Origin of the sequence: Gordonibacter sp. 28C (assembly GCF_003339845.1) — a bacterium.
In the GTDB taxonomy this organism is placed as follows: Bacteria; Actinomycetota; Coriobacteriia; order Coriobacteriales; family Eggerthellaceae; genus Gordonibacter.
In genome coordinates, this window is sequence record NZ_PPTR01000007.1 from 158,070 (window position 1) to 184,448 (window position 26,379).

Below are 26,379 nucleotides of genomic sequence, written 5' to 3' on the forward strand. Positions count from 1 at the left end.
GGCCTTCCTCTTTCTATTCGATGTCGATGGGGCGCATGCCGGCGCGCTTCGGCGGCCGCGACGCGGCGGGGGCCTTCCCGACCCCTGCCCCGCCCGTTGCCGTCGGCGGTTCCTCAAGCACGTCGAGCGCGGCCGCCGAGCAGGCGCGCACGGCCCCTGCGACGACCTGCCGGGCACCGACCGGCACGAGCAGCGCGAACGCTTGCGCCTCGAGGCGCTTCGCCTGCAACATCGTCTGGATGAATTCAGCGTTCATTCGGAAGCCTCCTTTTCGAAGTCGACGGCGAGCAGCCCGTCTTCGAGCCTCGCCCGACCCACCTCCAGGCCGGCCAGCACGTTCGGCAAGGGGATGCAGCGGGTGAACCCCCCTATGCGCACCACGAGGTCGGCCCCCGTGCGGAACAGCTCCAAGGCCCCCTTCTGCGCGAGCGGCAGGAACAGCTCGAGCCTCCAGCCGTCCTCCGTTTTCGCGTAACGCTCGTGCTCGACGAGGGGCGCGGCGTCGAACGCCCCTTCGTCCGGCAGCGCGTCGGCCAGGCGGCGGACGCCCTCGACGCCGCAGACGTCGGTGCCGTACCAGGGCACGCGCGCCATCGGCACGTCGGCGAACACCTCCTCGAGCTCGCCCACGCATCGCTGCTGCACGTCGGCCCATTCGGCGAAGAACCCGTGCGCCGCCTCGCTCGGAAGGACGCGGTTCACGACGACGCCGTCCACGCGGTAGCCGAACAGGTTCAAGTAGAGGTAGTTGCGCTTCGTCTCCTCCACCACCATCTTCTCCGGCAGCGTGACTATGCGCACCGTGGTGCGCCCGCCGTCCTTCAACAGCTCTTGCAGGTCGATGAGGCGCGCGTACAGGCGCTCGACGTCCGACATCGCGCGCCTGTCGGGCAGCTCGACCTTGAGCACCTTCTTAGACAGCGGCGAGAGCACCCGCATGGCCGCCTTGCCCAGCGGCAGCCATTTCTCCAAGTACCAACCCAGAAGCTCGGGGAACTTGAGCAGCGCGAGCGTCTCGCCTGTGGGCGCGCAGTCCACCACGATGGAGTCGTAGTCGCCGCTTTCGGCGAAGTCGAGCAGTTTGAGCAGCGAGAACAAGCCGTCGAAGCCGGGCATCGAAAGCGACGCGTCGCCTTCGTCCGACGCGTCGTCCCCCGACGACATGCCGTCCATCATGGCCGTCACGCTGCGCACCAGGCCTCCGTACTCCCCCTCCATGATGCGGTCGGCGTCGAGTTCCACGGCGTCGAGCCTCTCCGCCACCCGGACGACGTCCGCGCCGACGCGCCGGTCGAGCACGTCGCCTATGCTGTGCGCGGCGTCGGTGCTCGCGAGGATCGTGCGCTCGCCGCCCTCCGCCAACCTCCAGGCGCAGGCTGCAGCGACGCTCGTCTTGCCGACGCCCCCCTTGCCCGTGAACACCCGTATGCGCGTCATCCCTGCTCCTTTACTTCCTTTTCCGAATTATTCTTTTACCGAACTATTTGTGCGAAGAATGCGGCCCTGCGGCCGCGTTCCGGCAACGCCTTTGCCTTCGGCCTTGCGGCCGCCGTGCTCACTCGACGGCGATGCGCCGCATGCCCGCCTTCCGCCCGACCTCCTGCCGCTCGGGCGCCGCCGCGCTCGCAAGCAGCTTGGGCACCTTGCCCATGATGCCCAGCAACACGCGGCGCTCGTCGGCGTCGAGATCCTCTACCAGACCCTCCACCATGTCGCCGACGTTCTTCACGACGTCCGCAAACTGAGTCCTCCCCTGCTCGGTGATGCGAACCTCCACCACGCGCTTATCCTGCTCGCTGCGCCAGCGCTCCACGAGGCCACGGCGCTCCAGGCGATTCGCGATGCCCGTGGCCGTGTTGAGCGGCACGCCTACGTACTCGGCCAAAGCCGACATCGTGCTCTCGCCCGTGCGATACACGTGCACGAGGGCCAGCAGCTCGTTTTTCGAGCAGTCCATGAGAGCGCCTTGCCACCGCTCCGCCGCGAGCAGATCCTTCGCGGCGTCGAGGAACTCCCAGTACATTTCCTCGAAACCGAAGGCCGGGGCTTCAGGCTTCGCCATCAATTACTTCCTTTCTCGAACTATTTTAATTCTGACACCGAATTAATTATTTGTCAAGGAGTCGGCTGATCTTATCCTGTGGCCCACCTGGAAATAGCCGGTCGGCACCCAAATAATGGCAAATAGCGAAACGGGCGTATCGTTTCACCGACTCGCCGCGCAGTGCCGAGTGCCGCACCCTGCTCCCGCCCCGGGTTGCACCCGCCCGGTAGCGTCGATAAAACGTCGAATCGTGGCCGTTTTTCGAAGATATTCGTCGCCGTTTGGCTCCGTTTCAGCGCGAGCCTTTTTCAGAGGCCTTCCGATCTGGGCAAACGTGAGAGACGCGTTCATGCGACGCACCTCGAGCCGGTCCGAGTTTGTCGCGACGACGAATATCGGGAGAAAACGGCCAAAACTTGGCGCTTCTCCGACGCGGCCTAGTAGCGCGGCGACGGGCGGGCGCGAACCGATCGCCCGCGTCCGGGACGACCATTGACAAGATGCCGGGGAACGGCGAGGATCGTCCGACAGGCGAGGCGATCCTACAGCGCCTCCAGCAGGGACGTCACGGCGTCGATCTGCTCTTCGGGAGTCGAGGCGCCGGCGGTGACGCCCACCGTCTCGCAGCCTTCGAACCAGGCGGGGTCGATCTCGCCGGGGGCCTCCACGTGATGCGTGCGCGGGCAGGCGGCGGCACAGATGTCCGCGAGGCGCGTCGTGTTCGACGAGTTGCGCCCGCCGATGACCACGATGGCGTCCACCTCGTCGGCGAGCGCGGCGGCGGCCTCTTGGCGCTGGCGCGTAGCGAAGCAGACGGTGTTCTTCACCAGCGGCTCCACGCCGCGCTCTTCGAGCGCGGCCACGACGGCGTCCAAGGCCTCGGCCGTCTGCGTCGTCTGGACGACGACGCCCACAGGGCCGTCCAACGCGCCCGGCAGATCGTCCGGGCCGGCCGCCACGCTCACCGGGGCTCCGGCCTCGCGCGCGTACGCCACCAACCCCTCCACCTCGGGGTGGCCGGCCTCCCCCACCACGACCACATGGCGGCCCTGCTCGGCGAGCTGGGCCGCCGCCTTCTGCGCCCGGGCCACGTGCGGGCACGTGGCGTCCACGAGCGGCAGGTTGCGGACCTGCGCCGTGCGCTTGACCTCGGGCGTCACGCCGTGGCTGCGGATGATCACCGTGTCGCCGTCCCGCACGTCGTCGGCGCCGTCGACGGCGCGCACGCCGCGCTCCTCCAGCTGGCATACGACCTGCGGGTTGTGGATGAGCGGCCCCAGCGTGTAGGCGCGGCCGCCGTCCTCGACGGCCTTGAGCGCCAGGTCGAGCGCCCGCTGCACGCCGTAGCAGGCGCCGGCGTAAGCGGCGCGAACCACCTTCACGAGGCTTCCTTCCCAGATGCGTCGTCATCCTGGGCGGAGGCGCGCGACGCCGCCGCTTTCGCGTCGATGCCGGCCACGACCTCCTCGGTCGTATGCTCGGGCACGGGATGCTTCGCGAACACGTCCGTGAAGTCGCGTCCCTCGGGGAACAGCGCGCGCATGTCCACCTGGTCGCGCGGCACGCGCTGGGACAGGGCGAAGCACTCGCGCATGGCGTACCACGTGCAGCCGTCCAGACGGTCGTCCTTCGGCAGGAAGTCGAAGTCGGAGAGCAGGATGGGGTTGCCGTACTCGATGGTGATCTTCGGGAAGCGGAAGCGCTGGCCCTTCTGCTTCACCAGCTCGGCGTTGCGCACGGTCATGGGCAGGATGGGGGCCTTCCCCATCTTCGCCACGAACGCGGCGCCGGAGTGTATCTCGGGCGTCTTCGTGCCCTTGCCGCGCCGCGTGCCCTCGGGAAGGATGCCCACGATCTCGTCGTTCTTCAGCATGCGCGCGGCGCGCTTGATGGACGTGCGGTCGGCCGCGTCGCGCTTGACGGGGAACGCGCCCACGCGCGAGAGGATCTGGCCCACCAGGCCGTGCGCGTTGTCGAACAGGCTCTCGCGGCCCATGAAGCGCAGCCACTGCTTCGGACGCGTGACCAGGTACATGAACGCCACGTCGAGAAACGACGTGTGGTTAGCCACCACCACCACGCCGCTTTTGCGGTAGAACCCGCGGATGCTCTGGCGGTTGTCGACGCGGTAGCGGAAGCAGATCTTGAACACGAACGCGAGGAAGCCCCAGATGAGGTTGCCGGCCCAGTGGGGCACCTGCTTCTCGTCGGACACCCCGCCCAGCGGCATGTCCCACATCTTCTCGTAGGGGAGGAACAGGCTCATCGGGGCTCGACACCTCCGGCTGGCGCCGCAGGGGATCCTTCGACTCCGGCCTGCGGCCTCTGCTCAGGATGACAACCCGCGGCCTGCCCTCTTGCTCGTTGAGCAAGGGAGCATATATCGTCGATGACGTCTTCGATGTAGCGGCCCGTGGAGTCCAGGCGCACGGCGTCGTCGGCGGGCTTGAGGGGCGACGTGGCGCGCGAGGAATCGTAGTCGTCGCGGCGGCGGATGTCGGCGAGCACCTCGTCGTAGTCGATGGAGCCCACGCTGCGGTCCACGTTCTGCCGCACGCGGCGGTGCGCGCGCTCCTCTGCGGACGCCGTGAGGAACACCTTCACCGCGGCCTCGGGGAACACCACCGTGCCGATGTCGCGGCCCTCCACCACGTAGTCGCCCGCGCGCCCGATGCGCTGCTGCTGGGCCACGAGCGCCTCGCGCACGGAGGGCGCGGCCGACACGGGGCTCACCGCGCGGTCGATCTCGGCCGTGCGGATGGCGTCGGTGACGTCCTCGCCGCCTATAGACACGCGCTTGGGGGCCGGGTCGCCCGGCTCGTGGCCGAACGCGATGTCGTGGGTGCGGGCCAGCTGCCCGAGGGCCGCGTCGTCGTCCAGCGCCACGCCGTCTTGCAGCGCGCGCCACGCCACGGCGCGGTACATGGCCCCGGTGTCGAGGCAGGAGAAGCCGAGCTTCTTCGCCACGGCCTTCGCGACCGTGGACTTGCCGGCCCCGGAGGGGCCGTCTATGGCGATGATCATCGAGCCAACCTTTCGATGTCGTTCAGGAAACGGGGATAGCTGATCTTGACGGAGTCGAAGTTCTCCACGGTGACGGGAACGGCGCCGGTGAGCCCCGCGAGCGCCCACGTCATGGCCAGACGGTGGTCGCCCTTCGAGTCGAACGTCACGCCCTCGGGCACGCGCAGGCCGGGCTGCCCCTCCACGTAGAGGTCGTTGCCGTCGATGTAGGCCTCCACCCCCATGAGCTCGAGACCCTCGACGACGGCGGCCAGGCGGTCGGTCTCCTTGACGCGCAGCTCCCCCACCTCGCGGAACACCGTCACGCCGCGGGCGAAGGCCGCCACGAGCGCAAGCACCGGCACCTCGTCGACGATGGTGGCGATCTTCTCGGCCGGAACCTCGCAGCCGTGAAGGTTCGGGGTATGGCACGCCGAGATGATGCCGTAGGGCTCCTTGCCCGCCGCGCCCGCGTGGCGCACCGACACGTCGGCGCCCATGCGCTCGAGCGTGCGGGTGAAGCCGATGCGGGCCGTGTTCAGGCTCACGTTCTCCACCTGGATGGAACTGCCCGCCTTGAGCACCGCGGCGCACACGAGGAACGCCGCCGAGGACGGGTCGCCCGGCACGCGCACCTCGGCCGCCTGGAGCGTGCGGGGGCCGGTGACGCTGGCCGTGCGGTCGGCGGCCGTGGTGGGCACGCCGAACTCGGGCAGCATGAGCTCGGTGTGGTTGCGCGACGGCGAGGGCTCGTTCAAGGTCGTCGTGCCGCGCGCGTAGACGCCCGCCAGCAACACGGCGGTCTTGAGCTGGGCCGACGCCATGGGGGCATCGTAGGTTATGGCGCGCAGGTCGCGCGTTCCCACCTCGGTGACGGGCAGCGTCTCGCGGCCGCCCGGCTCGAAGCGCGCGCCCATCTTCATGAGCGGCGCGGTGATGCGGCGCATGGGGCGGCGCTGCAGCGACTCGTCGCCCGTGATCTCCACGGGCACGTCCCACGGCGCGAGCACGCCCATGAGCAGGCGCGCCGTGGTGCCCGAGTTGCCGCAGTCGATCGGGCCGTCCGGCTTCTTCGGGCCGGCCGCCCCCCAGCCCGTGATGCCGCCGGCCAGGCTGCCGTCGGGCTGCTTCTCCAGAGACACCTGCGCGCCCAGCTTGCCCACGGCCGCGATGGACGAGCGCACGTCCTCGGAATCGAGCACGCCCGACACGCGCGAGGTGCCCTCGGCCATGGCCGAGAACAGCACGGCCCGGTGCGAGATGGACTTGTCGCCCGGCACGGTGGCGGCGCCGTGGAGCGGCGAGGGCAGCGGTTCGATCACCGCGTGGCCGGAGGCGGCAGAAGAGGCGGATGCGGAGGCTGGTTCATGCGACATGGGTGTGCTCCTTGGCCGAAAGCGGACTGAACGATACCGAGAAACCTGCGTTGATGAGCTGGGCGGAAAGCTGGCCGACGTCGCCCTCGTCGGTGAGCACGAGGCTCAAGACCGCGCTGTCGGCCGTGATGTGGTCGATCTCGATGGACTGGATGTTGCAGCCCACGGAGCTGGCGATGGTGGTGACCTCGGCCACGACGCCGGTGCGGTCCTCCATGGGGATGCGCACTTCCAGGAGCTTCTCGGTGGAGGGCACCCACGCCGCCGGCAGCGCCCGGCGGGCCTCGGCGGACTCGGCCAGAAGCGCCGTCATGCGCGCGCGGTCGCCGGCGGCGAGCGCGTCGGCGAACGACCCGATGATGCCCTGCATCTCCGCGAGCCCGGCGGACAGCGCCTCGGCGTTGTCGAACGAGATGCCGCACCACAGCTCCGGCGAGCCGGCGGCGATGCGGGTGGAGTCTTTGAAGCCGCCGGCGGCCAGGCGCATGAGCGCCTGCTGGTCGTCGGCGTGGCGGCACGCCAGCTGCACGAGCGACGAGGCCACGATGTGCGGCACGTGGCTCACCACGGCCACCGCCTCGTCGTGGTCCTCGCGCGGCAGCGCGATGACGCGCGCGCCCAGCGACGTGACCAGCTCGTGCAAGCGCGGGAAGTGCTCGGCCGGCGTCGTCGCGTCGGGGCAGAGTATCCAATGCGCGCCCTGGAACAGGTCGGCGCGCGCGCCGTCGATGCCGTTCTTCTCGGAGCCGGCCATGGGGTGGCCGGGCACGTAGTTCTCGGGATGCGGCAGCACGGCCGCGGCGACGGCCGCGATGCGCGTTTTCGTGGAGGCGGTGTCCGTGACTATGCCGCCGAAGTCCCAGGCGGCCAGGCGCTCGAAGTACCCCTCCACCACGTCCACGGGCGCGGCCAGCACCACAAGGTCGCAGTCCTCGCGCACGAAGCGCTCGAAGTCGGGGTCGTCCGGCGTCCACGCGGCGTCCACCCAACCGCGCTCCCGCGCGACGTCGCGCGTGCGCGCGTCGACGTCCACGCCCGCGACCTCCGCGTCAGGCTGCGCGGCGCGCACGGCCGCGGCGAACGACGCGCCCACCAACCCTAAGCCCACGACGGCGATGCGCGTGAAGGCGGGCTGGCCGGAATGTTCGATATGCGATCCTGTCATGGGACGATGCTGCCCTTTCGTCGTGTCGTGCGGCGAGGGCGCGGCCTGCGCCGCGCCTCTCGGCTGCCTCATTCTAGCATTAATGGTAGACCGTTCGGAAGTGGCCCTTTACCTGTTCACGGCGCGCTCGAGCGCCCGCACCTCGGCCGGCTCCAGCTCGCGCCACGCGCCGCGCGGCAGGCCGTCCAGCCCCACGGGACCGAACGTGTCGCGATGCAGCGCCAGCACCGGGTGCCCGATGGCGGCCAGCATGCGTCTGACCTGGCGCTTCCGTCCTTCGTGCAGACCAACGCGCACGATCGAGCGGTCTGCGGCCCGCGCGGAGCACGCGCGGGCGTACTGCTGCGAGGCCCCCTTCGGCACCTCCGGAGGCACGTCGAGCGCCGCCAGCGCCGCGCGCGCGGCGTCGCCCTCCAGAAGCTCCACCCGGGCCGGCAGCGTGGGGCCGTCGTCCAGCTCGATGCCCTCGCGCAGGTGCGCGAGCTGCCCTGGAGAGGGCCGTCCCTCCACGAGCGCCGTGTACACCTTCTCCACGTGGCCGCGGGGGCGCAAAAGCGCGTGCCCCAATTCGCCGTCCGTGGAGAACAGCAGGAGCCCCGTGGTGTCGCGGTCGAGGCGCCCGATGGGGAACAACCCCGGATGGTCGGCGGCGGGAACGAGCTCGGCCACCGTGGGCCGACCCTGCGGATCGGACATGGTGGTGACGTAGCCAGCCGGCTTGTGCAGCATGAGCGTGACGGGGCCGTCCGCCAGGCGCACGACCTTGCCGTCCACGGCCACCTCGTCCACGAGCGGGTCCACCTTGCTTCCCAGCTCCGTGACCACGGTCCCGTTCACGGTGACGCGCCCGGCCGTCATGAGGTTCTCCGACCCCCGCCGGCTGGCCGCCCCCGCCCGCGCCAAGAACTTCTGCAGGCGCATGGGGACGATGCGCTCAGGCTGCGGCGCTGTTCGGGATGATTCCACTCCCTCCCCCTCCTCTCGGGCATCGACGCTTCCCGCAGAAGCGGCAACCGCGCGGCGGCGGAGAGAGGCGAGGGCGGTGCCCACCAAGCGAGTTCCGCAGCGCAGCGAGGACTGTTTGAGCGACTGGGTGCCGCCCTCGCCTCTCTCCGCCGCTACTCATCGTCCGTCTCGAACGTCAATTCGTCGAAGTCGATCTTCTCCACCAGGCCGAGCCCCGACGCCATGGCCTCGGCGAGCAGGCTCTGCGCGGACGCCGACGCGGCGTCCTCGGCCGCCTCGTCCACGCGGGCGAACAGCGGCCGCTCGGCGCCCGCCGTCTCCGCGCCGCCCAGCTGCTCGCCCAGCGTCACCGTCGCCTCGCCCTCGCCGTCGAAGTCGAACTCCACGCCGTCGAACCCGTCGCCCTCGTCGGCACCAGGCGCGTCCATGCGCGCCTCGTCGGACACGCGCACGGGCTCCCGCGTGGCGCTCAGGCGCTCGCGGATGAACGCGCGCGTGTCGTCGTCGGGAGCGAACTGGTCCAGATCGGGCAGGTCGGCCACGCTGCGCAGGCCGAACTTCTCCAAGAAGGCGCGCGTCGTGGCGTAGAGCACGGGGTTGCCCGGGGCGTCGGCCGTGCCCGCCTCGCGCACCAGCCCCTTCTCCACCAGCGAGTTGATGGAGCTGTCCGAGTTCACGCCGCGCACGCTGGCCACGCCGGCGCGCGTGACGGGTTGCGAGTACGCCACGATGGCGAGCGTCTCCATGGCCGCTTGCGAGAGCTTCCGCGTGTCCCACGACAGCACGTACTTCTCCACGAGCTCGTGGTACACCGGATGCGTGTAGAGCCGCCAGCCGCCCGCCACCTCGCGCAGCTGCACGCCGCGCTCCTCGTCCTCGAACCGCGCGCGCAGCTCCACGAGCGCCCGCTCCACGTCGGCGGGGTCCACCTCCAGCATGTCGGCGAGCGCGATGGTGCCCACCGGCTCGTCGGTCACGAACAGGAGCGCCTCGAGGGCGCCCGGCAACTGGCTTTCCTGCAAACCTTGGAACATGGAACCTTCCTATTCCTCTCCCACCGACGTCAAGGCGTCGTCGCCCGTGAGCATGAGCTCGCCCGACCCCTCGATATAGCGGATGTCGATGTCGCCGAACTGCTCCTGCTGCTCGAGCTTCACCATGGCGCGCTTGTACAGCTCCAGCACCGCCAGAAACGTCACCACCACCACCGGCAGCGGCGTGCGCTCGTCCACGAGCTCCGAGAACCGCAGCCGCTTCTTGTTCTGGATGCGCTGATGGATGGCCCGCACGTGCACTTCCACGGGGATGGGCTTCGCGGCGATGTGCTCTGATTCCAGCAGGAACACCTCGCGGCGCGCGTAGGCGTTCGCGGCCAAGAGCGCCAGGCCGTCGAGCGTCACGTCCTTCAGGTAGTCGGGCATGAGGTTCAGGAAGCTTGCGTCCGGCCCGAACGGGCGCGCGTGCATGCGGCCTTCGGACACGAAGCGCGCGAGCAGCGTGGAGGCCGCGTTCTTGAACTGCTTGTACGTGAGCAGGCGCTCCACCAGCATGTCTCGCGCCTCGCTGGGAGCGAGCTCGGCTATGTCGTCGTCCACGGCGTCGCGCTCGCGCGGGATGAGGCTTTCCGCCTTGATCTCCAAAAGCGTCGAGGCCACGAGCAGAAAGTCGCTCGCCACGTCCAAATCGAGGTCGTCCATGCGCGACACCTCGGCCAGGTACTGGTCGGCGATCTGGGTGATGGAGATGGCGCCGATGTCCACCTTCTGGCGGCTGACCAGGTACAGCAGCAGGTCGAACGGCCCCTCGAAGCTGTCTATGCGAACCTTGTACGACACCCGCGCCCCGCTATCCGCCGAACGAGAACAGCACGTCGAACACCGTGCCGGCCGTGACGTCCAGGTAGATGCCGATGGGGTTGAAGTGCAGCACGTAGGGCACCAGGATGACGGCGACCATGAAGATGGGGAACGCGTAGCGCTGCACCTTGTAGTAGGCGGGCAGGTACTTCTTCGGCAGGAAGAACGCGAAGATGGACGAGCCGTCCAGCGGCGGGATGGGCAGCAGGTTGAAGAACATGAGGTACAGGTTGATGAGCGAGAACATGGGCAGGAACATGGCGTAGAAGTAGTAGAAGAAATCGTTTTGCGCCAACGTGTTCACCGGCAGCGCGAGCGAGACCACGGTGAACACCACCGCGCCCAAGACGGCCAGAACGAGGTTGGCCGCCGGCCCGGCGAGCCCCACGAGAAGGTCGCCCTTGCGCGGGTCCTTGAAGTAGGCCGGGTTGTAGGGCACCGGCTTCGCGTAGCCGAACACGGGCATGTTCATGGCCATGAGCAGAAGCGGCATGATGACGGTGCCGAACGGGTCGATGTGCTTGAGCGGGTTGAACGACAGCCGCCCCGCGCGCTTGGCCGTGGGGTCGCCCAGCTTGTAGGCGGCGAAGCCGTGGCACGCCTCGTGGCACACGATGGCGGGAACGAAGCTGAGTATGGAACAGATAAGGTAGGGTATCGAAATCATAATGCCAATCAGTCTAGCGCAACGGGCCGCACCCTCCGTACCAACCGGGGAAACTTCACAAACTCCCGCAGAGGCGCCCCGCGCGCGGCAGGGCGCCTCCTTCCCGCGTCCGGGAACGGCTTGGGAAGCGCAGAGCTTCTCGCCGGGGCCCCTTCCCTTGCCCGGCACGCCGGGGCGGGCGCGCCTGCGGGCATCGAGGCCTTCGGCCCCCTCTCGCCGCCGGTGCCCGTTCTCCCACCGCTCGCATCGGGGGCTTTTCCGCAGCCGGCGCCCAGAGCGCCTTCCGCCGCCGAAGACGATCGGCGGGTTCGGCCCCATGATACGCTTCGCGTGCGGTTCCGAAACCGCGGAAAGCCCGGAGGCCCGTTTTCCCGAACCTCCGCCCGAGCAGGCCAGCAACGCAAGAAGAAAAGGAGTTGTCGCCATGTCAGACGCACGATCCAACCCCATCCTCGCAGGCCAAACCGCCGTCATCACCGGAGGAGCCTCCGGTATCGGCAAGAGCATCGTCCAGCGCTTCTTGGAAGCCGGCGCGAGCTGCCTGGCCGCCGACCTCAACGGCGAGGCCCTCGACGCGCTCAAGCAGGAGTTCGCTGCGTACGGCGACAAGCTGGACACCGTCAAGGTGGACGTGTCGAACCGCAGCGACGTGGAGGGCATGGTCGACCGCGCCGTCGAGACGTTCGGCCAGATGGACATCATCGTGAACAACGCCGGCATCATGGACAACCTGCTGCCCATCGCCGAGATGGACGACGACGTATGGGAGCGCCTCATGAAGGTGAACCTGGACAGCGTCATGTACGGCACCCGCAAGGCCGTGCGCTACTTCATGGAGCGCGGCGAGGGCGGCGTCATCATCAACACCGCGTCGCTTTCGGGCCTGTGCGCCGGACGCGGCGGCTGCGCTTACACGGCTTCGAAGTTCGCCGTCGTGGGCCTGACGAAGAACGTGGCCTTCATGTACGCCGACACCGGCATCCGCTGCAACGCCATCTGCCCCGGCAACACGCAGACGAACATCGGCGTGGGCATGCGCCAGCCGAGCGAGCGCGGCATGGCGAAGGCCATCACCGGCTACGCCGGCGCCACCCGCTCCGGCACGCCGGAAGAAATCTCCGCCGCGGCGTTGTTCCTGGCTTCCGACCAGGCCGGCTTCATCAACGGCGAGACGCTCACCATCGACGGCGGCTGGAGCGCGTACTAGGACGCAGGCCCGGCGCCCCCGCCTCGATCCCAGCGAAACGGCCGCCTCCCCAACGGGCGGCCGTTTCGCGTTCGCAGTCCCTCGTGCGGCGCTGGCTACCCCAGCCCCGGCCAGCCCTGCTGGCGCAGGGCCTCGTAGGCGGCCACGGCCACGGCGTTGGAGAGGTTCAGGCTGCGCAGGCCCTCGCGCATGGGGATGCGCACGCACCGCTCGGCGAAGCGGTCGATGACGGCGGCGTCCAGCCCGCGGCTCTCGCGGCCGAACACGAGGAAGGCACCCCCGCCGAAAGCCGCGTCGGCGAAGGAGCGCTCGGCACGCCCCGTGAACAGATGCAGCTCGTCGGCCCCATGGGCCTCGAAGAACGCGTCGGCGCACGGCCAGCGCACGAGGTCCACCTCGTCCCAATAGTCGCAGCCCGCGCGGGCGAGCTGCCTCTGCGTCAGGCGGAACCCCAGGGGCTCCACCACGTGCAGCCGCGCCCCCGTGCAGGCGCACGTCCGCGCGATATTGCCGGTGTTCTGCGGGATCTCCGGCTCCACGAGCACGATGTTCAACCTCATGTCATCCTGAGCGCAGGCGCATGGCGCCGGAGTCGAAGGATCCCGCTTGGCGTCAGCAGCAAGGTTTACGGTTGGCACCGCGCGGGATCCTTCGACTCCGCGCCTTGCGGCGCTCCGCTCAGGATGACAGTCGTTGTCGCTCACGCCTGTTCCGCCTGCTTCGCCATCTCTTCTTCCAGCTCCTCGGTGAGCAGGAACCACTCCTCCTCGGCGGCGGCCAGGCGCGCCTTCAGCTTGCCGTGCTCGGCCACGGCGTCGGACGAGGCGTCCTCGTTGATGTAGAAGTCCGGGTCGGCCATGAGCTCCAAGAGCTCCGCCAGGCGCTCGTTGTCGCGCTCCATCTGGCGGTCCAGCTCGGCGATGCGCTTGCGGTGGTTCTTGAGCGCGGCGTAGGCGCGGTTGCGCGCCTCGGCCTCGCGGCGCTTCTGCTCCTTCGTCTTCGGGGAGCTCTCGCGCGGGGCCGTGAGCTGCGCGGACGCGGCCCCCTTGCCAGGCTCGCCTTCGCCGCGCGGCCGGCGGTTCACGTTCACCACGGTCTTGGAGCCGGCCTGCGCCTTGGCTCCCTTGCCGGAGGCCGCCTTGCCGGATCCGCCCTCCCCCATGACCTCGTCAACGAGCGACGGCTCCTCGGGCGCGGGGCCGTCCAGCTGGCCGCTCTTGAACAGGTAGTAGTCGTAGTCGCCGTCGTAGTTCGTCACGCGGCCCGGCTCCACCTCCACGATGCGGTTCGCCACGCCGCGGATGAGGTGCCGGTCGTGCGTGATGAAGAGTATCGTGCCGTCGAACGTCTTGAGCGCCTGCTCTAAGATGTCGGCGCTCGCAATGTCCAGGTGGTTCGTGGGCTCGTCCAGGCACAGCAGCGGGCGCGGGGCCACGAGCATCTTCGCCAGCGCGAGGCGGCTCTTCTCGCCGCCGGAGAGCACGCTCACCTTCTTGTCAACCGCATCGCCCGTGAACAGGAACGCCCCCAGCAGCGTGCGCACCTGCGAGATGGTCCAGCCGGGCGCCACGCGGTCCAGCTCCTCGAACACGGTGTTGCCGGGGTGCAGCTCCTCCAGCTGGTGCTGGGCGTAGTAGGTTTTCGTCACGTGCACGCCGTAGTCGATGGTGCCCGCGTCGGGGGCCATCGCGCCGGCTATCATCTTCAGCAACGTCGACTTGCCCGCGCCGTTCGGCCCCACGAGCGCCACCTTGTCGCCGCGGTACAGGGTGAAGTCGAAGCCGTCGTACACCGTCTTCTCACCGAAACGCTTCACCAGGCCCCGCGCCCGCACCACCTCGTCGCCGGTGCGCGGCGGCTGCTTGAAGTTGAAGCGGACCGTCTTCTTCTCCTCGGGAAGCTCGATGCGCTTGATCTTCTCCAGCTTCTTCACGCGGTCCTGCACCTGCTTGGCCTTCGTGGGCTTGTAGCGGAACTTCTCGATGAACGCCTCCATGTGGGCGATCTCCTCGGCCTGCTTCGCCGCCTCCGCGCGCAGGCGCTCGAGGCGCTCCTCGCGGGTGCGCAGATAGTCCGTGTAGTTGCCCTTGTACAGGTTCACCTGGCCGTTGTCCACCTCGGCCACGCGGTCCACCATGTTGTCCATGAACGCGCGGTCGTGGCTGACCACGATGACGGTGCCGCCGTAGCCGCGCAGGAAGCCCTCGAGCCACTTCACGCTCTCCAGATCGAGGTGGTTCGTGGGCTCGTCGAGCAGCAGCACCTCGGGGTTGCGGATGAGCAGCTTGGCCAGCGCGATGCGCATCTGCCAGCCGCCCGAGAACTCGGTGGTGGAGCGGCGCAGGTCGTCCTCTTTGAACCCGAGTCCGAACATGACGCTGCGCACCTTCGCCTCGATGGTGTAGCCGCCCAGCACCTCGTAGGCGTCGCGGGCGCGGCCCGCCGCCGCCAGCTGCTGCTCGGTGGGGTTCTCGCCCAGCTCGTGCTCCAGCTTGTACAGGCGGCGCTCGGCCTCCAGCACCTCCACCTGCGACGACATGACCTCCTCGAAGATGGGCTGGTCGGCCATCTCGATGGCCTCCTGCTCCAGGTAGCCCACGCGGGCGCCCTTCGCGAACAGCACGCGCCCTTCGTCGGCGTCCTCCTGGCCCGAGATGATGTTGAGCATGGTGGTCTTGCCGGCGCCGTTCGGGCCCACGAGCGCCAGGCGCTCGTACTCTTCCAGGCGGAACGTCACGTCGTGGAAGAGCTGGCGTCCTCCGAACGACTTCGATATGTGTTCGAGCTGCATGATCATGGTGCGTGCGCGCTTTCCGTGCGAGGGTTTTCCGGGGGCGCCCCGGCATCGGAGGTGCCGCCGCACGTCGTCCGACGGCATGCGGCGTCCGGCCGGGCGCAACTTGTCTATGATAGCGGAAGAAGCCGCGCGAGGCGAAGCGTCTTCGCCGATCCCAGAAAGCAACTACAATGATGCGGGCGCAACGGGTTGCCCGCCTTCGCGCGGTTCAATCGAACCCGCCGACGTGTCCCCTTGACTTGGAGTGCGCTCCATGTGCTTCAATGAACGCATGTGGAAAGGAGCCTTCGATGAAGATAGCCGAAGTGAGCAAGCAGTACGGGATGAGCGCCGACACGCTGCGCTACTACGAGCGCATCGGCCTTTTGCCGGGCGTCACGCGCAACGCGAGCGGCGTGCGCGACTACAGCGAGCAGGACTGCGCGCGCGTGCAGTTCGTAAAGTGCATGCGGGGCGCGGGCGTGTCGATCGAGGCGCTCATCGAGTACATGCAGCTGTTCGAGCAGGGCGAGCAGACGGCGGCCGCGCGCAAAACCCTTCTGGAGGAGCAGCGCGAGCTGGTGGAGAAGCGCATCGCCGACATGCAGGCCGGCCTCGACCGGTTGAACGACAAGATAGCCAACTACGAGGGCATCCTGGCCACGGAACGCGAGATACGCGGAGACGCGTGAGGCGGCCCGTGCACGCAACGGCGGTTTCGACGGAAATCCGCCCATCCTGGATATCGTAACTCATCGGCAACGAAAGCGGAATATGCTCGAAGCGTCGAACAGCCGGCTAGGACAGCCGGTGGGCACAGCGTCGTGCAGCAGGTGAAGCCAGCCAAGGGAAGGAACCGTCATGGCGCTGTACGAGAGCACGATCTGGACCGACTACCACGAAGGCAAGCGGGCCCGCGACGACGAGGCCTACTGGGATCGCCGCGCGGCCGGCTTCGCGCGGCACGCGGGCGCGTCGAACTACGCGCGCGAGTTCGTGGAGCTCTGCCGCATCAACCCGAACTGGACGGTGCTCGACGTGGGCTGCGGCTCGGGCTCGCTCACCGTCGACATCGCCCGCAAGGCGCGCGGCGTCACGGGCATCGACATCTCTGGCGCCATGCTGCGCCTTCTGCAAGACCGCGCGCACGCCGAGGGCGTGGACAACATCTCCACCATCAAGGCCGCTTGGGAGGACGACTGGGACGCCGCGGGCGTTCCGCGGGCCGACCTCGTGGTGGAGAGCCGCGCGCTGCTCACGGCCGATCTGCCCTCTGCGCTCGCCAAGCTGGACGGCCGGGCGCGCCGACGCGTGTGCCTGACAACCGTATGCGGCGACTTGGCCTACAACGACCGCAGAGTCGTGGAGGCCGTCGGGCGCACCCTCCCCCATCCGCCCGACTACATCCACGTGGTGAACTGCCTCTACGACCGCGGCGTCAAGGCCGACGTGCGCTTCATATCCAGCGCGAAGCTCGACCGCTACCCCACCCGCGACGCGGCGAAGTCGTCCCTCGAGAACATGCTCGGCAACGACCTCGCGCCCGACGAGCGAGAGCGCCTGGAGGCGTTCCTCGACCGCCATCTCGTGCGCGAGGCGAGCGGCCAATGGGTCAAGGACTACGAACGGCGCACCGATTGGGCGTTCATCAGCTGGGACAAGTAGGGTAGCGGAGAACGGGAAGGCGCCGGGCGCGAGCGCCGACCGGGCGCGTCAGGCACGCAGGGCGTCGGCGGTGACGACGGCCTGCGCGATCTCCTTCAGAGGCGTGCGGCTGCTCATGGCCGAGCGTTGCAGGCGCAGATACGCCTCGGCCTCGTCTAGGCCGTCGCGCATGAGGATGCCCTTGGCGCGCTCCACCAGCTTGCGCGTCTCGAGGCGCTCCTGCAAATCGCTCACCTCGGCGGCAAGGGCGCGCGTCTGCTCGAAGCGCGAGCAGGCCACGTGCAGGGCCGGCATGATGTCGGTCTCGGAGAACGGCTTGGTCACGTAGGCCATCACGCCCGCCTCGGCCGCCTCCTTCACGAACGACTCCTGCGAGAACGCCGTGAGCACGACCACGGCGGCCAGCCCCTCCTCGCAGACGGCGCGCGCGGCGTCCAACCCGTCGCGGCCGTTCATCTGGATGTCCATGAACACGCAGTCGGGGCGCATCCTCCGCACTGCCTCGAGCGCCTCGGCGCCCGAGCGGGCCTCCCCCACCACCTCGCAGCCGTGCTCTTGCAGCATCTCGCGCAAATCCATGCGGATAATGGCCTCGTCTTCAGCGATCACGATCCTCATGCGCGCCTCCTTCGCCTCTCTCGTCCTCGTCGCAGCGCCCCTTCTCGAGCGGAACGGTCACGATGAAACGCGTCCCCCGCCCGTCGGCGCCCGGCCCGCACGTGATGGTGCCGCCCAGATCGTCCTCCACGAGCATGCGCATGAGCACGAGCCCCATGCTCCTGCCGCCCTCGAGGGAGAAGCCGCTCGGAAGGCCCCAGCCGTCGTCCTCGATGAAGGTGGTCAGACCGCATCCTCCGCGCAGGAAGGTGAGCGCGACCGTGCCCTCGTCGCGCTCGGCCAAACCGTGCTCGATGGCGTTGTGCACGATCTCAGCCACGGCCAGCGCGAAGCTCGTGGCGCCTTGGGCGCCTATCGTCCCTGCCCGCCCGCGCCCCACGACGCGGACGCAGGGACTCGCGCCCACCAAGCCCATCTTCACCTGATTGGCCACGGCGAGCGCGAGCGACTTCGCGTCCACGCGCTCGGCGTGGGCGAAGGAGAGCATCTCGTGAGCGACGGACATGGCGCCAATGCGGGCGACGGCCTCAGTGAACGCCTCGACCACCTGGGGGCTGTCCGTTCGCCGCATCTGCATGCGCAGAAGCGACTCGATGGTCTGCAGGTTGTTCTTCACCCGATGGTGAACCTCGCGGATGGTGGCTTCCTTCACGCGCAGCTCGCGCTCGTAGTTCGAACGCGCCGTGAACGCGGGGCACCACTCGGTGCCGCACGCGGCGGGCGCGCGGTCGGCGCCGACCGCACGCCGGTTCTCGAGAGCTTCCATGGCGGACCGTTCCTTTCTTCCGAGAACCAGCCTACCCCGCCCCTGTTTCCGACGCATTGCACCTGCGTAACGCCTGGGGAAACAAGGCTCAGATGCGCAGGTCCTCCACAGGAGCGCCGCCCTCTATGTGCTCCTCCACGATGCGGCGGGCGGCATCGTCGTCCAGGCCGCCGTACCACACGCCCTCGGGGTACACCACGGCCACCGGCCCCTTGTCGCAGATGCCGAAGCAGCCGGTGTTCGTGAGCATGACCCCGCCGGACAGCTCGCGGTCGTCTATCTCATCCATGAACGCCCCCAGAAGGCCGCGCGCACCCTGGGCGGCGCAGAAGCCCTTCTGCGTGCCGTCGGGACGGCAGCTCGTGCAGACGAAGATGTGGTGCTTCGGGGTGATCATAGCGATGCAGCCTCCTTGAACTCGATGGTTGTCATGCCGGCGGACAGCTCGGCGGCCGCGGCCAGCACGGCGGGCCGCACGGCGTCGCAGGTGCAGACGGGCGCGATGCCGCAGGCCCGCAGCCTATCGGCGGGCGCCTGCCCGATGCGCAGGGCGAGCACGGCCGCGCAGTCGCGCACGGCGGCGAGCGAGCGTTCGAGCCGGTCGGCCTTGGCGCGCGGATCGCACGCCTCCTGCCCGGTGCAGTAGCGCTCCGTCTCGCGCGTCTCGACGTAGCGCACCACCGTGCCGTCGGTCTCGTAGACCATGAACGACGCGGCCTGGCCGAAGTGGGCGTCCACCACCGAGCCCGAGCGGCTTGCCACGGCGATGCGCAGCGGGGCATGGCGCGTGCGCGCCCCGTCCGCGCGCGGGACGACCAGCGTGGCAACGACGGGATCGGCCAGAACCGGCTCCGCAGCCCGGCGCCCCTCCGCCTCCTCGACGGCGCGCACCAAATCCTCCGACAGCTTGCCCACCGCATCGGCGCGGCACTGCCGACAGTGGTACATCTGGGGCAGGTGCGCCTCGCAGCGCTTGCGCACCTCGTCGAGGCGCGTGCGGCTCACCTGCGGCAAGTCGCCGAACACGCTGCCCGCCACGGGAATGTGCTGCATGACGTTGTGGTAGGCCGCGCCCAGCTTGGCGCAAAGCGCGCCCACGTCCTCCACGCAGCCGTCGTTCACGCCGGCGACGAGCACCGTGTTCACCTTCACGGCCACGCCCAGCTCCACCAGCCGCTTGATGCCCGCGATCTGGTTTGCCAGAAGCACCGCGCCGGCGGCCTCGCCCGTGTAGGTCACGCCGTCCAGGCGCGCGAAGCGGTAGATGCGCCCGGCCACGGCGGGGTCGACGGCGTTCATCGTCACCGTCACGTGCGTCACACCCAGACGCGCGATGTCGTCCGCGAAGCGCGGCAGTAGAAGGCCGTTCGTGGACAGGCAGAACGTCATGTCGGGATCGTCCTGGGCGACGAGCTCGAGCGTCGCGCGCGTGCGCTCCCAGTCGGCCAGCGCGTCGCCGGGGCCGGCGACGCCCACCGTGGTGAGGTTGGGGACGCGCTCCTTCGCCAGGCGGTAGCGCTCGAAGGCCTCATTTGGCGAGAGCACCGCCGACGCCACGCCGGGCCGGCTCTCGTTCGCGCAGTCGAACTTGCGCACACAGTAGTTGCACGAGATGTTGCAGGCGGGCGCCACGGCCAGGTGGATGCGGGCGTTCTCGCTCGCGCAACCGCCGTTGAAGCAGGGGTGCTGGGCGGTCTTGCGCGCGAGGGCGAGGGCGGGATCCTTCGACTCCGCGCTGCGCGCTCCGCTCAGGATGACCGGTAGAGAGGATTGCGCGGCGCCGGGGGCGGCGGGCCGGGCGGCTTGCGCGGCGCCGGGGGCGGTTGCGCGATCCTCCGCCAACGCGGCGTTCGCCTCGGCCAAAAGCTCGTGGCTGGCGCTTTCGCGGTGGCGATGCGCTTGCGAGAGCAGCGTGTTATCGTAGAACTCGTCGCGGATGGCCGCGCGGAAGCCCTCCTCCTTGCGCTGCAAGAGCGCGTTCGTGATGCGGTCGAGCAGCGTGAGCGAGCCCTCGTAGCCCAAGGTGCGCACGCGCTGGCCCCCCACGTGGTCGTGGATGGGAAACGCGCAGCGCACGAGCGGGATGCCGCGCGCGTCCTCGATGCGCCGCCCGTCCGACGAGCCTATCATCACGTTGGCGCGCAGCTCAACGGCCAAACGCTCGATGTCGCCGAAGTCCGCGTCCTCGAGCACCTCCCAGCGATCCACCAGAAACCGGTCCGCCGCCTCGCGCACCTCCCGCCGCAGCTCCTCCTCGAAACCGGGGCAGCGCGACCCGGCGGCCGTCACCACGGGAACGACGCCGTTCTCCACGCACAGGCGCACGGCCGCGTAGCAGAAGTCGGGTTCGCCGAACACCACCGCGCGCCCTTCGGCGTTGTACTTGTGCGAGTCGATCATGGCGTCCAGGTAGCGGCCGCGCTCCTCGGCGAGGGCGGCGGGCATGCGCACGCCCGCGAACGCCGTCAGCTCGTCCACGAGCGCGTCGATGTCGCGCAGCCCCACCGGCAGGTTGAGGCGCGTGCAGGGAACGCCGAAACGATCATGCAGGTAGGCGCCGGGCGAGCAGCCGTCGGGCACGAACGTGGCCAGCTCGATGGTCAGCGCCGACCCCGCCATGGTGGCGATGCGGGCAAGCGGCGTGCCGCCCGCGGGCGTGCGGTCGTACACGGGCAGGCGGGCGCGGTCGAGGTTCTCCGACAGGTCGGGCACGACCACCGCCTCGATGCCGAACGAGGCCACGAGCCGCTTCAAAAAGCGCATGTCGGCCGGACTCATGGGACCGCACACCAGGTTGAGCTGGCGCGGCGGGGCGTCTTGGGGGCGCATCTCCACGCTTTCCATCAGCGCGCGCAGGAAGCGGAAGTGCCCGTCGAACTGCGAGCCGCCGTAGCCGGGCGACGCCACCGGGACGAACGTCACCTTCGAATCGGGGTGCTTCTCGCGCCAACGCCCCAGCATGCCCGCCACGTCCTCGCCGATGGTCTCGGCCAGGCACGTGGTGGACACGCAGATAGCGGCCGGATCGTACAGGCGGATGAGGTTGTCGATGCCCTTGTGCAGGTTTCCCTCGCCCCCGTACACCGTGCCCTGCTCGGTGAGCGCCGAGGACGCGATGTCCACCGGCTCGTTGTAGTGCGTCGCCATGTGGCGGCGGATGTAGGTGGCGCACCCCTGCGAGCCGTGCAGGATGGTCACGCAGCCCTGCACGCCGAAGGCGGCCGTGCTCGAGCCCATGGGCATGCACATCTTGCAGGGATTCACGTTCAAGTCAACGAGGGCGCCGCGCTCCTTCACTTGGGGAGGCTCGTTTCGTCGTGCCATCGTATCACCTCGTCTCTTCTCGTCTCTTCTCGTCGATTCGCCGCCTTGGGTGCCAAGGAGATCCCTCGGCCCCGCGCTCCGCTCAGGATGGCGAAGGGCGGCGGTTATACGTAGGTCCACACGGGCGAGTTCATGGACGAGTTGATCTCCTCCGCGAAGTTCCGCACGCCCACGAAGCCGGCCAGCGGGTGCTTGCGCTCGTGGTTGTGGTCGCAGAACGCCACGCCCAACTTGTAGGCCAGCGGGCGCTCCTTCACGCCCCCCACCAGAATGTCCGCGCCGCGCTCCAGCATGAACTTCTCCAGCTCGGAGGGGTTCGCGTCGTCGAGCACCACGCACCCCGGGCTCACGAGCGAGCGGATGACCTCGTAGTCCTCCGGCCGCCCCGTCTGGGTTCCCACCATGACCGCGTCCATGCCGAACTCGCGGAACTGCCTGATCAGCGATATGGCCTTGAATCCGCCGCCCACGTAGATGGCGGCGCGCCTGCCCTCGAGGCGGGGGCGGTAGCGCGCGACCACCGGATCGAGCAGGCGGGTCTGCTCCTCGCAAAACACCCGCGTGCGCTCCACCGTCTCGGGCTCGCCCAACGCCTCGGCGATGCGCATGAGCGACGAGACGGTGTCTTCGATGCCGTAGAAGCTCACCTTGATGTAGGGGATGCCCAAGTCGCGCTCCATGCGCTTGGCCAGCGCCGTCATCGACCCCGCACACTGCACCACGTTGAGCTTCGCCTGCGGCGCGCACGCCAGCTCGTCGCAGCAGGAGTCGCCCGTGATGCCGGTGATAACGTCGATGCCGAGGCCCGCCAGGTAGTTCTTCACGATCCACATCTCGCCGGCCAGATTGAAGTCGCCCAGGATGTTGATGCCGCGCGCCTTGTCCCGCGGAAACGGCGTGGTGCCGATCAGCTTCATGATGGCGTCGCCCGCCAGACGGTAGCCCTGCGCCTTGTGCCCCGAGAACCCGGGCGCCTGCACGGGGATCACGCGGATGCCGTGGCGTTCCTCGGCCGCCTTGCACACCGCGCCCACGTCGTCGCCGATGACGCCGGCGATGCAGGTGGCGTACACGAACACCACGTTGGGCGCGTGCGCCTCCACCGTCTGGTCGATGGCGCGCGCGAGCTTCTTCTCGCCGCCGAAGATCACGTCGGTCTCGGACAGGTCGGTGGAGAAGCTGTGCCGATAGAGGTCCTGGCCGCTGGTCAGACTGCCGCGGATGTCCCAGGTGTAGCTGGAGCAGCCGATGGGCCCGTGGATGATGTGGAAGGCGTCGGTGATGGGGTTGAGCACCACGCGCGCACCGCAGAAGACGCACGCGCGCTGGCTCACCGCCCCCGCCGCGCTCGCCTGCTCGCAGGCGATGCCCGGCCCGGCGCATCCGTCCGCCTCCAGGATGGAGGCCTTGCGCTCGTCGAGCACCACCGCCTCGCGCGATGACCGCACTTTCGTCGTTCCGGGCACGAAAACCAACTCCTTCCTACATCACGAATTCCAGATCGCAGTCCTCGCAGTCGCGATCCTGCCGGTCCATGAGCGCGTCGGCCATGCGCTGCAACAGCTGAAGCGCGCCCTTGTACCCCACCAGCGGGATGTAAGGGTGCACGTAGCGGTCGATGACCGGGAACCCGCAACGCACGAGCGGGACGTCCTCGGCCTTGGCGATCTGCTTCCACAGGCTCGGGCCCAGAAGCAGGTCCACCGGCTCCTGTATGATGCGTTGGTGCATTTCGAAGTAGTCCGTCTCGGCCTTGTACCAGCAGGCCGCGCGGTCGAAGCCGGCCTCGTCGAGCACGGCCTCGACGGCGCCCGCGAAGTCGCCGCCCGGCGTGCCCGTGCCCACGAAGGCGGGAACCATGCCGCACTCCAGCACGAAGCGCACAAGGCCGATCACCGTGTCGGGGTCTCCGCAGATGGCCACGCGCTTGCCGTCGAGGTACTGGTGCGCGTCGATCATGCAGTCCACCAGCTGCCCGCGCTCCACCTCCAGCGCCTCCGGCACGCGGTGGTCGGCGTGGCGCGCGAGCGCCATGACGAAGTCGTCGGTGGCCCCCACGCCGATGGGCAGGCCCAGCTCCGCGAAATCCACGCCGTGCTTGCGCTTGAGCGCGTTCGCGCACCCGGCCGACGCCCACGTTCCCAACGCGAACGAGTAGGCGGCGTCGCCGAGCGCCTCCACCTCGGCAAGCGGCGTGCCGCCCTTCGGGTACAGCTCGAACGTGCCGGTCATGGGGGCGTCCATGACGCCGGTGGTGTCGGGCATCATGGTGTAGTCGATGCCGAACGCCTCCAGGTACTTCTTCGTCTCGCGCATGTCGGCGGGGTTCACGAAACCCGGCACCACCATGACCTTGCCGGTGGGCTCGCCCGTCTTCTCGGCCATATGCTCCACGAAGCCGGCCGCCATGGCCGAGAAGCCCGTGACGTGCGACCCCACGCAACTGGGCGTGGAGCAGTAGATCACGCGCTTGCCCTCGGGCACCTCGATGGCCGACACGAACGCGTGCAAATCGTCGCCGATGGTCTCGGACAGGCACGTGGTGTGCACGGCGATGACGTCGGGATCGTAGATGTCGAAGATGTTCTTGACGGCGGTCTTGAGATTCGCGCCGCCGCCGAACACGCTCGCGCCCTCGGTGAAGGCCGACGTGGACGCCATGGCGGGTTCCTTGAAGTGGCGCGTCAGGAACATGCGGTGGAAGGCTATGCAGCCCTGGGAGCCGTGGCTGTGGGGCATGACGCCGTGCACGCCGAGCGCCGCGTAGACGGCGCCCACCGGCTGGCAGGTTTTGGCGGGGTTCGCCACAAGCGCGTGTCGCTCCATGACGGAGTCGCGCGGGGTAGCTTCGAGCATTACTCCTCACCTCCGATCGTGCCGGCGAGGGCGGGTTCGGTGCGCCAAGGCGGCACCACCTTGCTCCATACCGGCGTGTACAGGCCCATGACCAGGTCGTGGCCGAAATTCACGGCGCCCCGGAACCCGGCGTAGGGCCCCTGGTAGTCGTAGCTGTGCAGCTGACGGGACAGGATGCCGCCCTTCTGCAACACGAACTTGTCCTTGATGCCCGAGAAGAACACGTCGGGCTTGAGCATCTTCACGAACTCCTCCGTCTCGAAGTGGTTCAGGTCGTCCACCATGAGCGTGCCGTTGCCCATCTCCTTGATCATGCCGCCGTAATACTCGAAGACGTCGATGTCGCGTTTGAGCTCCTCGAGCTTCTCGGGGCTGAAGCGCACGTGGTACTTGCCGTCCACGGGCGCGACCGTGATGTTCTCGATGTTCTTGTTGTCGGCGTCGATCTTGATGGAGTCCTTCACCTCGCGGCCCTCGTAGTCGTCCCGGTGGGCGAACTCGTAGCCGGCCAGAACCGTGGACACGCCGAAGTCGCGCAGCAGCTGCTGGTAGTGGTGCGAGCGCGAGCCGCCCACGTAGAGCGCGGCCGTCTTGCCCTTGAGCTTTCCGCGATAGTACTGCAGATCCTCGTCGATAATTTCCATCTCGTCGATGATGACGGCCTCCACGCGGTCGACGAGCGCGGCGTCTCCGAAGTACTGGGCGATGGCGCGCAGGCTCTTGCACGTGGCGTTGACGCCGACGAAGTTCACCTTGATCCAGTCGATGCCGTACTGGGTGTTCATCATCTCGGCGATGTAGTTGATGGAGCGGTGGCACTGCACCAGGTTGAGGCCAGCCGTGTGGGCGCGCCTCATGTCGGCCACCGATCCGTCGCCCGTCATGACGGACACCACCTCTATGCCGCAGCGGCGCAGCAAGCGCTCGGTTTCCCAGCCGTCGCCGCCGATGTTGTACTCGCCCAGAACGTTCACGGAGTATTTGCCGGTGGGCGGCGTGTCGTCCTCGCCGATGACGCGGCGGATGAACTGGTTCGAAGCGATGTGGTGGCCGGCCGACTGCGAGACGCCCTTGTAGCCCTCGCACGAGAACGCGATGCACTTCACGCCGAACTTCTCCTCGGCGCGCGCGGCGACGGCGTGGATGTCGTCGCCGATGAGGCCCACCGGGCACGTCGAGCAGATCATGACGGCGTTCGGGTGGAACAGCTCGATGCCCTCCTCGATGGCCGCCATGAGCTTTTTCTCGCCGCCGAACACGATGTCGGTTTCGCGCATGTCAGTGGAGAACGTGTAGGGCACGAGGTTCAGGCCGTCCTCGCCCGCACGGGCCTTGTGGCGGCGCGTGCCCCACGTGTAGAACGAGCAGCCGATGGGCCCGTGCACGATGGCGAGCGCGTCCTTGAGCGGGCCCACGACCACGCCCTTGCAGCCGGCGAAGCAGCAGCCGCGGTGCGTGAGCATACCGGGCACCGTGCGCACGTTGGCCGCGATCTCCTGCGGCGTTTCCAGCGTGTGGTCCACCGTCACCATGTGCTTCTTGCGGTTCTTGTACACCTTGGCCTCGTACTGGTCGAGCACCTTGTCCATCGCGTGTGCGGGCACGTCGGGCGCCTCCAGCTCGCAGGCCGCATCCAATAGTTGTTCGGTCATTGTTTCACCTGCCTTAGTACGCGTCGGCGGCTTGTTCGCCGTTGCGGACGCGATAGCTTTCCGTGATGGGAAGGACGAATATCTTGCCGTCGCCAGGCGAGCGCGTGGTGTTCGCATCGGTGATAAGCTTTACCACCGGCGCCACGTCAGCCTCCTCGACTATGAGCGTGAACAGGCGTTTCGATATGAGGCGCAGCGGTTCGGACAGGGCCTCGCCCACGTGGTCGGCGGGAACCTCGCCCTCCTCCAGGATGGCGCTGGCCAACGTGCGGTCCATGAGCTTCTTGCCGCGGCCGAGCACCACCTGACAGGTGAACGACGGGAAGCCCGCCTCCGCCAACGCGGTTTTCGTGGCGCCCACCTTGCTGGGGCGCACGATAGCCATGATTTCCTTCATGATGGTCTCCTTCGGTATCGGGGCCGGGGACGAGGGGTCGG

General features: G+C 68.6%; 25 protein-coding genes. 3 read left to right on the forward strand and 22 right to left on the reverse strand.

The features are described from left to right. Positions 1-13: 13 nt before the first annotated feature. The 12 genes from C1878_RS10435 to C1878_RS10490 all read right to left on the reverse strand — a co-directional run bounded on the left by C1878_RS10435 (position 14) and on the right by C1878_RS10490 (position 11,077). Positions 14-256, reverse strand: coding sequence for a hypothetical protein (locus C1878_RS10435; RefSeq protein WP_114601556.1), 243 nt, complete (start codon positions 254-256; stop codon positions 14-16). Then, the gene (locus tag C1878_RS10440; protein ID WP_114601557.1) at positions 253-1,437 is read right to left on the reverse strand and encodes an ArsA family ATPase; all 1,185 of its coding nucleotides are present in this window, start codon (positions 1,435-1,437) and stop codon (positions 253-255) included. The genes C1878_RS10435 and C1878_RS10440 overlap by 4 nt, the downstream gene beginning before the upstream one ends. A 118-nt stretch (positions 1,438-1,555) precedes the next feature. Further along, complete coding sequence (locus tag C1878_RS10445) at positions 1,556-2,062, reverse strand: MarR family winged helix-turn-helix transcriptional regulator (RefSeq protein ID WP_114601558.1); 507 nt, start codon at positions 2,060-2,062, stop codon at positions 1,556-1,558. Between the two features lie 524 nt (positions 2,063-2,586). Next, complete coding sequence (gene ispH, locus C1878_RS10450) at positions 2,587-3,426, reverse strand: 4-hydroxy-3-methylbut-2-enyl diphosphate reductase (protein ID WP_114601559.1); 840 nt, start codon at positions 3,424-3,426, stop codon at positions 2,587-2,589. Continuing rightward, the gene (locus C1878_RS10455; protein ID WP_114601560.1) at positions 3,423-4,310 is read right to left on the reverse strand and encodes a 1-acyl-sn-glycerol-3-phosphate acyltransferase; all 888 of its coding nucleotides are present in this window, start codon (positions 4,308-4,310) and stop codon (positions 3,423-3,425) included. The genes ispH and C1878_RS10455 overlap by 4 nt, the downstream gene beginning before the upstream one ends. Beyond that, entirely contained in the window at positions 4,307-5,068 is a 762-nt protein-coding gene (gene cmk, locus C1878_RS10460; RefSeq protein ID WP_114601561.1) for a (d)CMP kinase, read from the reverse strand. Before cmk ends, C1878_RS10455 begins: the two co-directional genes overlap by 4 nt. After that, on the reverse strand, positions 5,065-6,423 hold the full coding sequence (aroA, locus tag C1878_RS10465) for a 3-phosphoshikimate 1-carboxyvinyltransferase (RefSeq protein WP_114601562.1): 1,359 nt from the start codon (positions 6,421-6,423) through the stop codon (positions 5,065-5,067). The genes cmk and aroA overlap by 4 nt, the downstream gene beginning before the upstream one ends. Next, positions 6,413-7,588 (reverse strand): prephenate dehydrogenase/arogenate dehydrogenase family protein, encoded by a 1,176-nt coding sequence (locus C1878_RS10470; protein WP_114601563.1) that lies wholly within the window; start codon positions 7,586-7,588, stop codon positions 6,413-6,415. The genes aroA and C1878_RS10470 overlap by 11 nt, the downstream gene beginning before the upstream one ends. 108 nt (positions 7,589-7,696) lie before the next feature. Continuing rightward, positions 7,697-8,509 (reverse strand): pseudouridine synthase, encoded by an 813-nt coding sequence (locus C1878_RS10475; RefSeq protein WP_114601594.1) that lies wholly within the window; start codon positions 8,507-8,509, stop codon positions 7,697-7,699. A gap of 197 nt (positions 8,510-8,706) precedes the next feature. After that, the gene (gene scpB, locus C1878_RS10480; protein WP_114601564.1) at positions 8,707-9,588 is read right to left on the reverse strand and encodes an SMC-Scp complex subunit ScpB; all 882 of its coding nucleotides are present in this window, start codon (positions 9,586-9,588) and stop codon (positions 8,707-8,709) included. A gap of 9 nt (positions 9,589-9,597) precedes the next feature. After that, a complete protein-coding gene (locus C1878_RS10485) occupies positions 9,598-10,389 on the reverse strand; it encodes a ScpA family protein (protein ID WP_114601565.1) in 792 nt (263 codons plus the stop codon). A 10-nt stretch (positions 10,390-10,399) separates the two neighbouring features. Continuing rightward, positions 10,400-11,077 carry a site-2 protease family protein gene (locus C1878_RS10490; RefSeq protein WP_114601566.1) on the reverse strand — a complete coding sequence of 226 codons (678 nt, stop codon included), beginning with the start codon at positions 11,075-11,077 and terminating at the stop codon, positions 10,400-10,402. Positions 11,078-11,501: 424 nt separating this feature from the next. Here C1878_RS10490 and C1878_RS10495 point away from each other — a divergent pair, with 424 nt between their 5' ends. Next, positions 11,502-12,284 carry a glucose 1-dehydrogenase gene (locus C1878_RS10495; protein WP_114601567.1) on the forward strand — a complete coding sequence of 261 codons (783 nt, stop codon included), beginning with the start codon at positions 11,502-11,504 and terminating at the stop codon, positions 12,282-12,284. 95 nt (positions 12,285-12,379) lie between these two features. On the opposite strand, the gene C1878_RS10500 is transcribed toward C1878_RS10495, so the two are convergent. Further along, entirely contained in the window at positions 12,380-12,844 is a 465-nt protein-coding gene (locus C1878_RS10500) for a tRNA (cytidine(34)-2'-O)-methyltransferase (protein ID WP_114601568.1), read from the reverse strand. A 140-nt stretch (positions 12,845-12,984) separates the two neighbouring features. Beyond that, positions 12,985-15,081 (reverse strand): ribosomal protection-like ABC-F family protein, encoded by a 2,097-nt coding sequence (gene abc-f / locus C1878_RS10505; RefSeq protein ID WP_114601569.1) that lies wholly within the window; start codon positions 15,079-15,081, stop codon positions 12,985-12,987. Positions 15,082-15,371: 290 nt separating this feature from the next. On the opposite strand from abc-f, the gene C1878_RS10510 reads away from it, so the two are divergent. Beyond that, positions 15,372-15,752, forward strand: coding sequence for a MerR family transcriptional regulator (locus tag C1878_RS10510; protein WP_114601570.1), 381 nt, complete (start codon positions 15,372-15,374; stop codon positions 15,750-15,752). Between the two features lie 169 nt (positions 15,753-15,921). Further along, a complete protein-coding gene (locus C1878_RS10515; protein ID WP_114601571.1) occupies positions 15,922-16,725 on the forward strand; it encodes a class I SAM-dependent methyltransferase in 804 nt (267 codons plus the stop codon). A 48-nt stretch (positions 16,726-16,773) separates the two neighbouring features. Here C1878_RS10515 and C1878_RS10520 read toward each other — a convergent pair whose 3' ends face one another. The 8 genes from C1878_RS10520 to C1878_RS10555 form a co-directional block, all read right to left on the reverse strand. Beyond that, entirely contained in the window at positions 16,774-17,343 is a 570-nt protein-coding gene (locus tag C1878_RS10520) for an ANTAR domain-containing response regulator (RefSeq protein ID WP_114601572.1), read from the reverse strand. Next, the gene (locus tag C1878_RS10525; RefSeq protein ID WP_158539788.1) at positions 17,324-18,109 is read right to left on the reverse strand and encodes a sensor histidine kinase; all 786 of its coding nucleotides are present in this window, start codon (positions 18,107-18,109) and stop codon (positions 17,324-17,326) included. The genes C1878_RS10520 and C1878_RS10525 overlap by 20 nt, the downstream gene beginning before the upstream one ends. A gap of 88 nt (positions 18,110-18,197) precedes the next feature. Beyond that, a complete protein-coding gene (locus tag C1878_RS10530) occupies positions 18,198-18,506 on the reverse strand; it encodes a (2Fe-2S) ferredoxin domain-containing protein (protein WP_114601574.1) in 309 nt (102 codons plus the stop codon). After that, complete coding sequence (nifB, locus tag C1878_RS10535) at positions 18,503-21,433, reverse strand: nitrogenase cofactor biosynthesis protein NifB (protein ID WP_114601575.1); 2,931 nt, start codon at positions 21,431-21,433, stop codon at positions 18,503-18,505. Before nifB ends, C1878_RS10530 begins: the two co-directional genes overlap by 4 nt. 104 nt (positions 21,434-21,537) lie before the next feature. Then, positions 21,538-22,899, reverse strand: coding sequence for a nitrogenase iron-molybdenum cofactor biosynthesis protein NifE (gene nifE / locus C1878_RS10540; RefSeq protein ID WP_199519328.1), 1,362 nt, complete (start codon positions 22,897-22,899; stop codon positions 21,538-21,540). 16 nt (positions 22,900-22,915) lie between these two features. Beyond that, positions 22,916-24,289 carry a nitrogenase component 1 gene (locus tag C1878_RS10545; RefSeq protein ID WP_114601576.1) on the reverse strand — a complete coding sequence of 458 codons (1,374 nt, stop codon included), beginning with the start codon at positions 24,287-24,289 and terminating at the stop codon, positions 22,916-22,918. Next, positions 24,289-25,941 (reverse strand): nitrogenase component I subunit alpha, encoded by a 1,653-nt coding sequence (locus C1878_RS10550; RefSeq protein WP_199519329.1) that lies wholly within the window; start codon positions 25,939-25,941, stop codon positions 24,289-24,291. Before C1878_RS10550 ends, C1878_RS10545 begins: the two co-directional genes overlap by 1 nt. A gap of 13 nt (positions 25,942-25,954) precedes the next feature. After that, a complete protein-coding gene (locus tag C1878_RS10555) occupies positions 25,955-26,338 on the reverse strand; it encodes a P-II family nitrogen regulator (RefSeq protein WP_114601577.1) in 384 nt (127 codons plus the stop codon). Between the last annotated feature and the right edge of the window lie 41 nt (positions 26,339-26,379).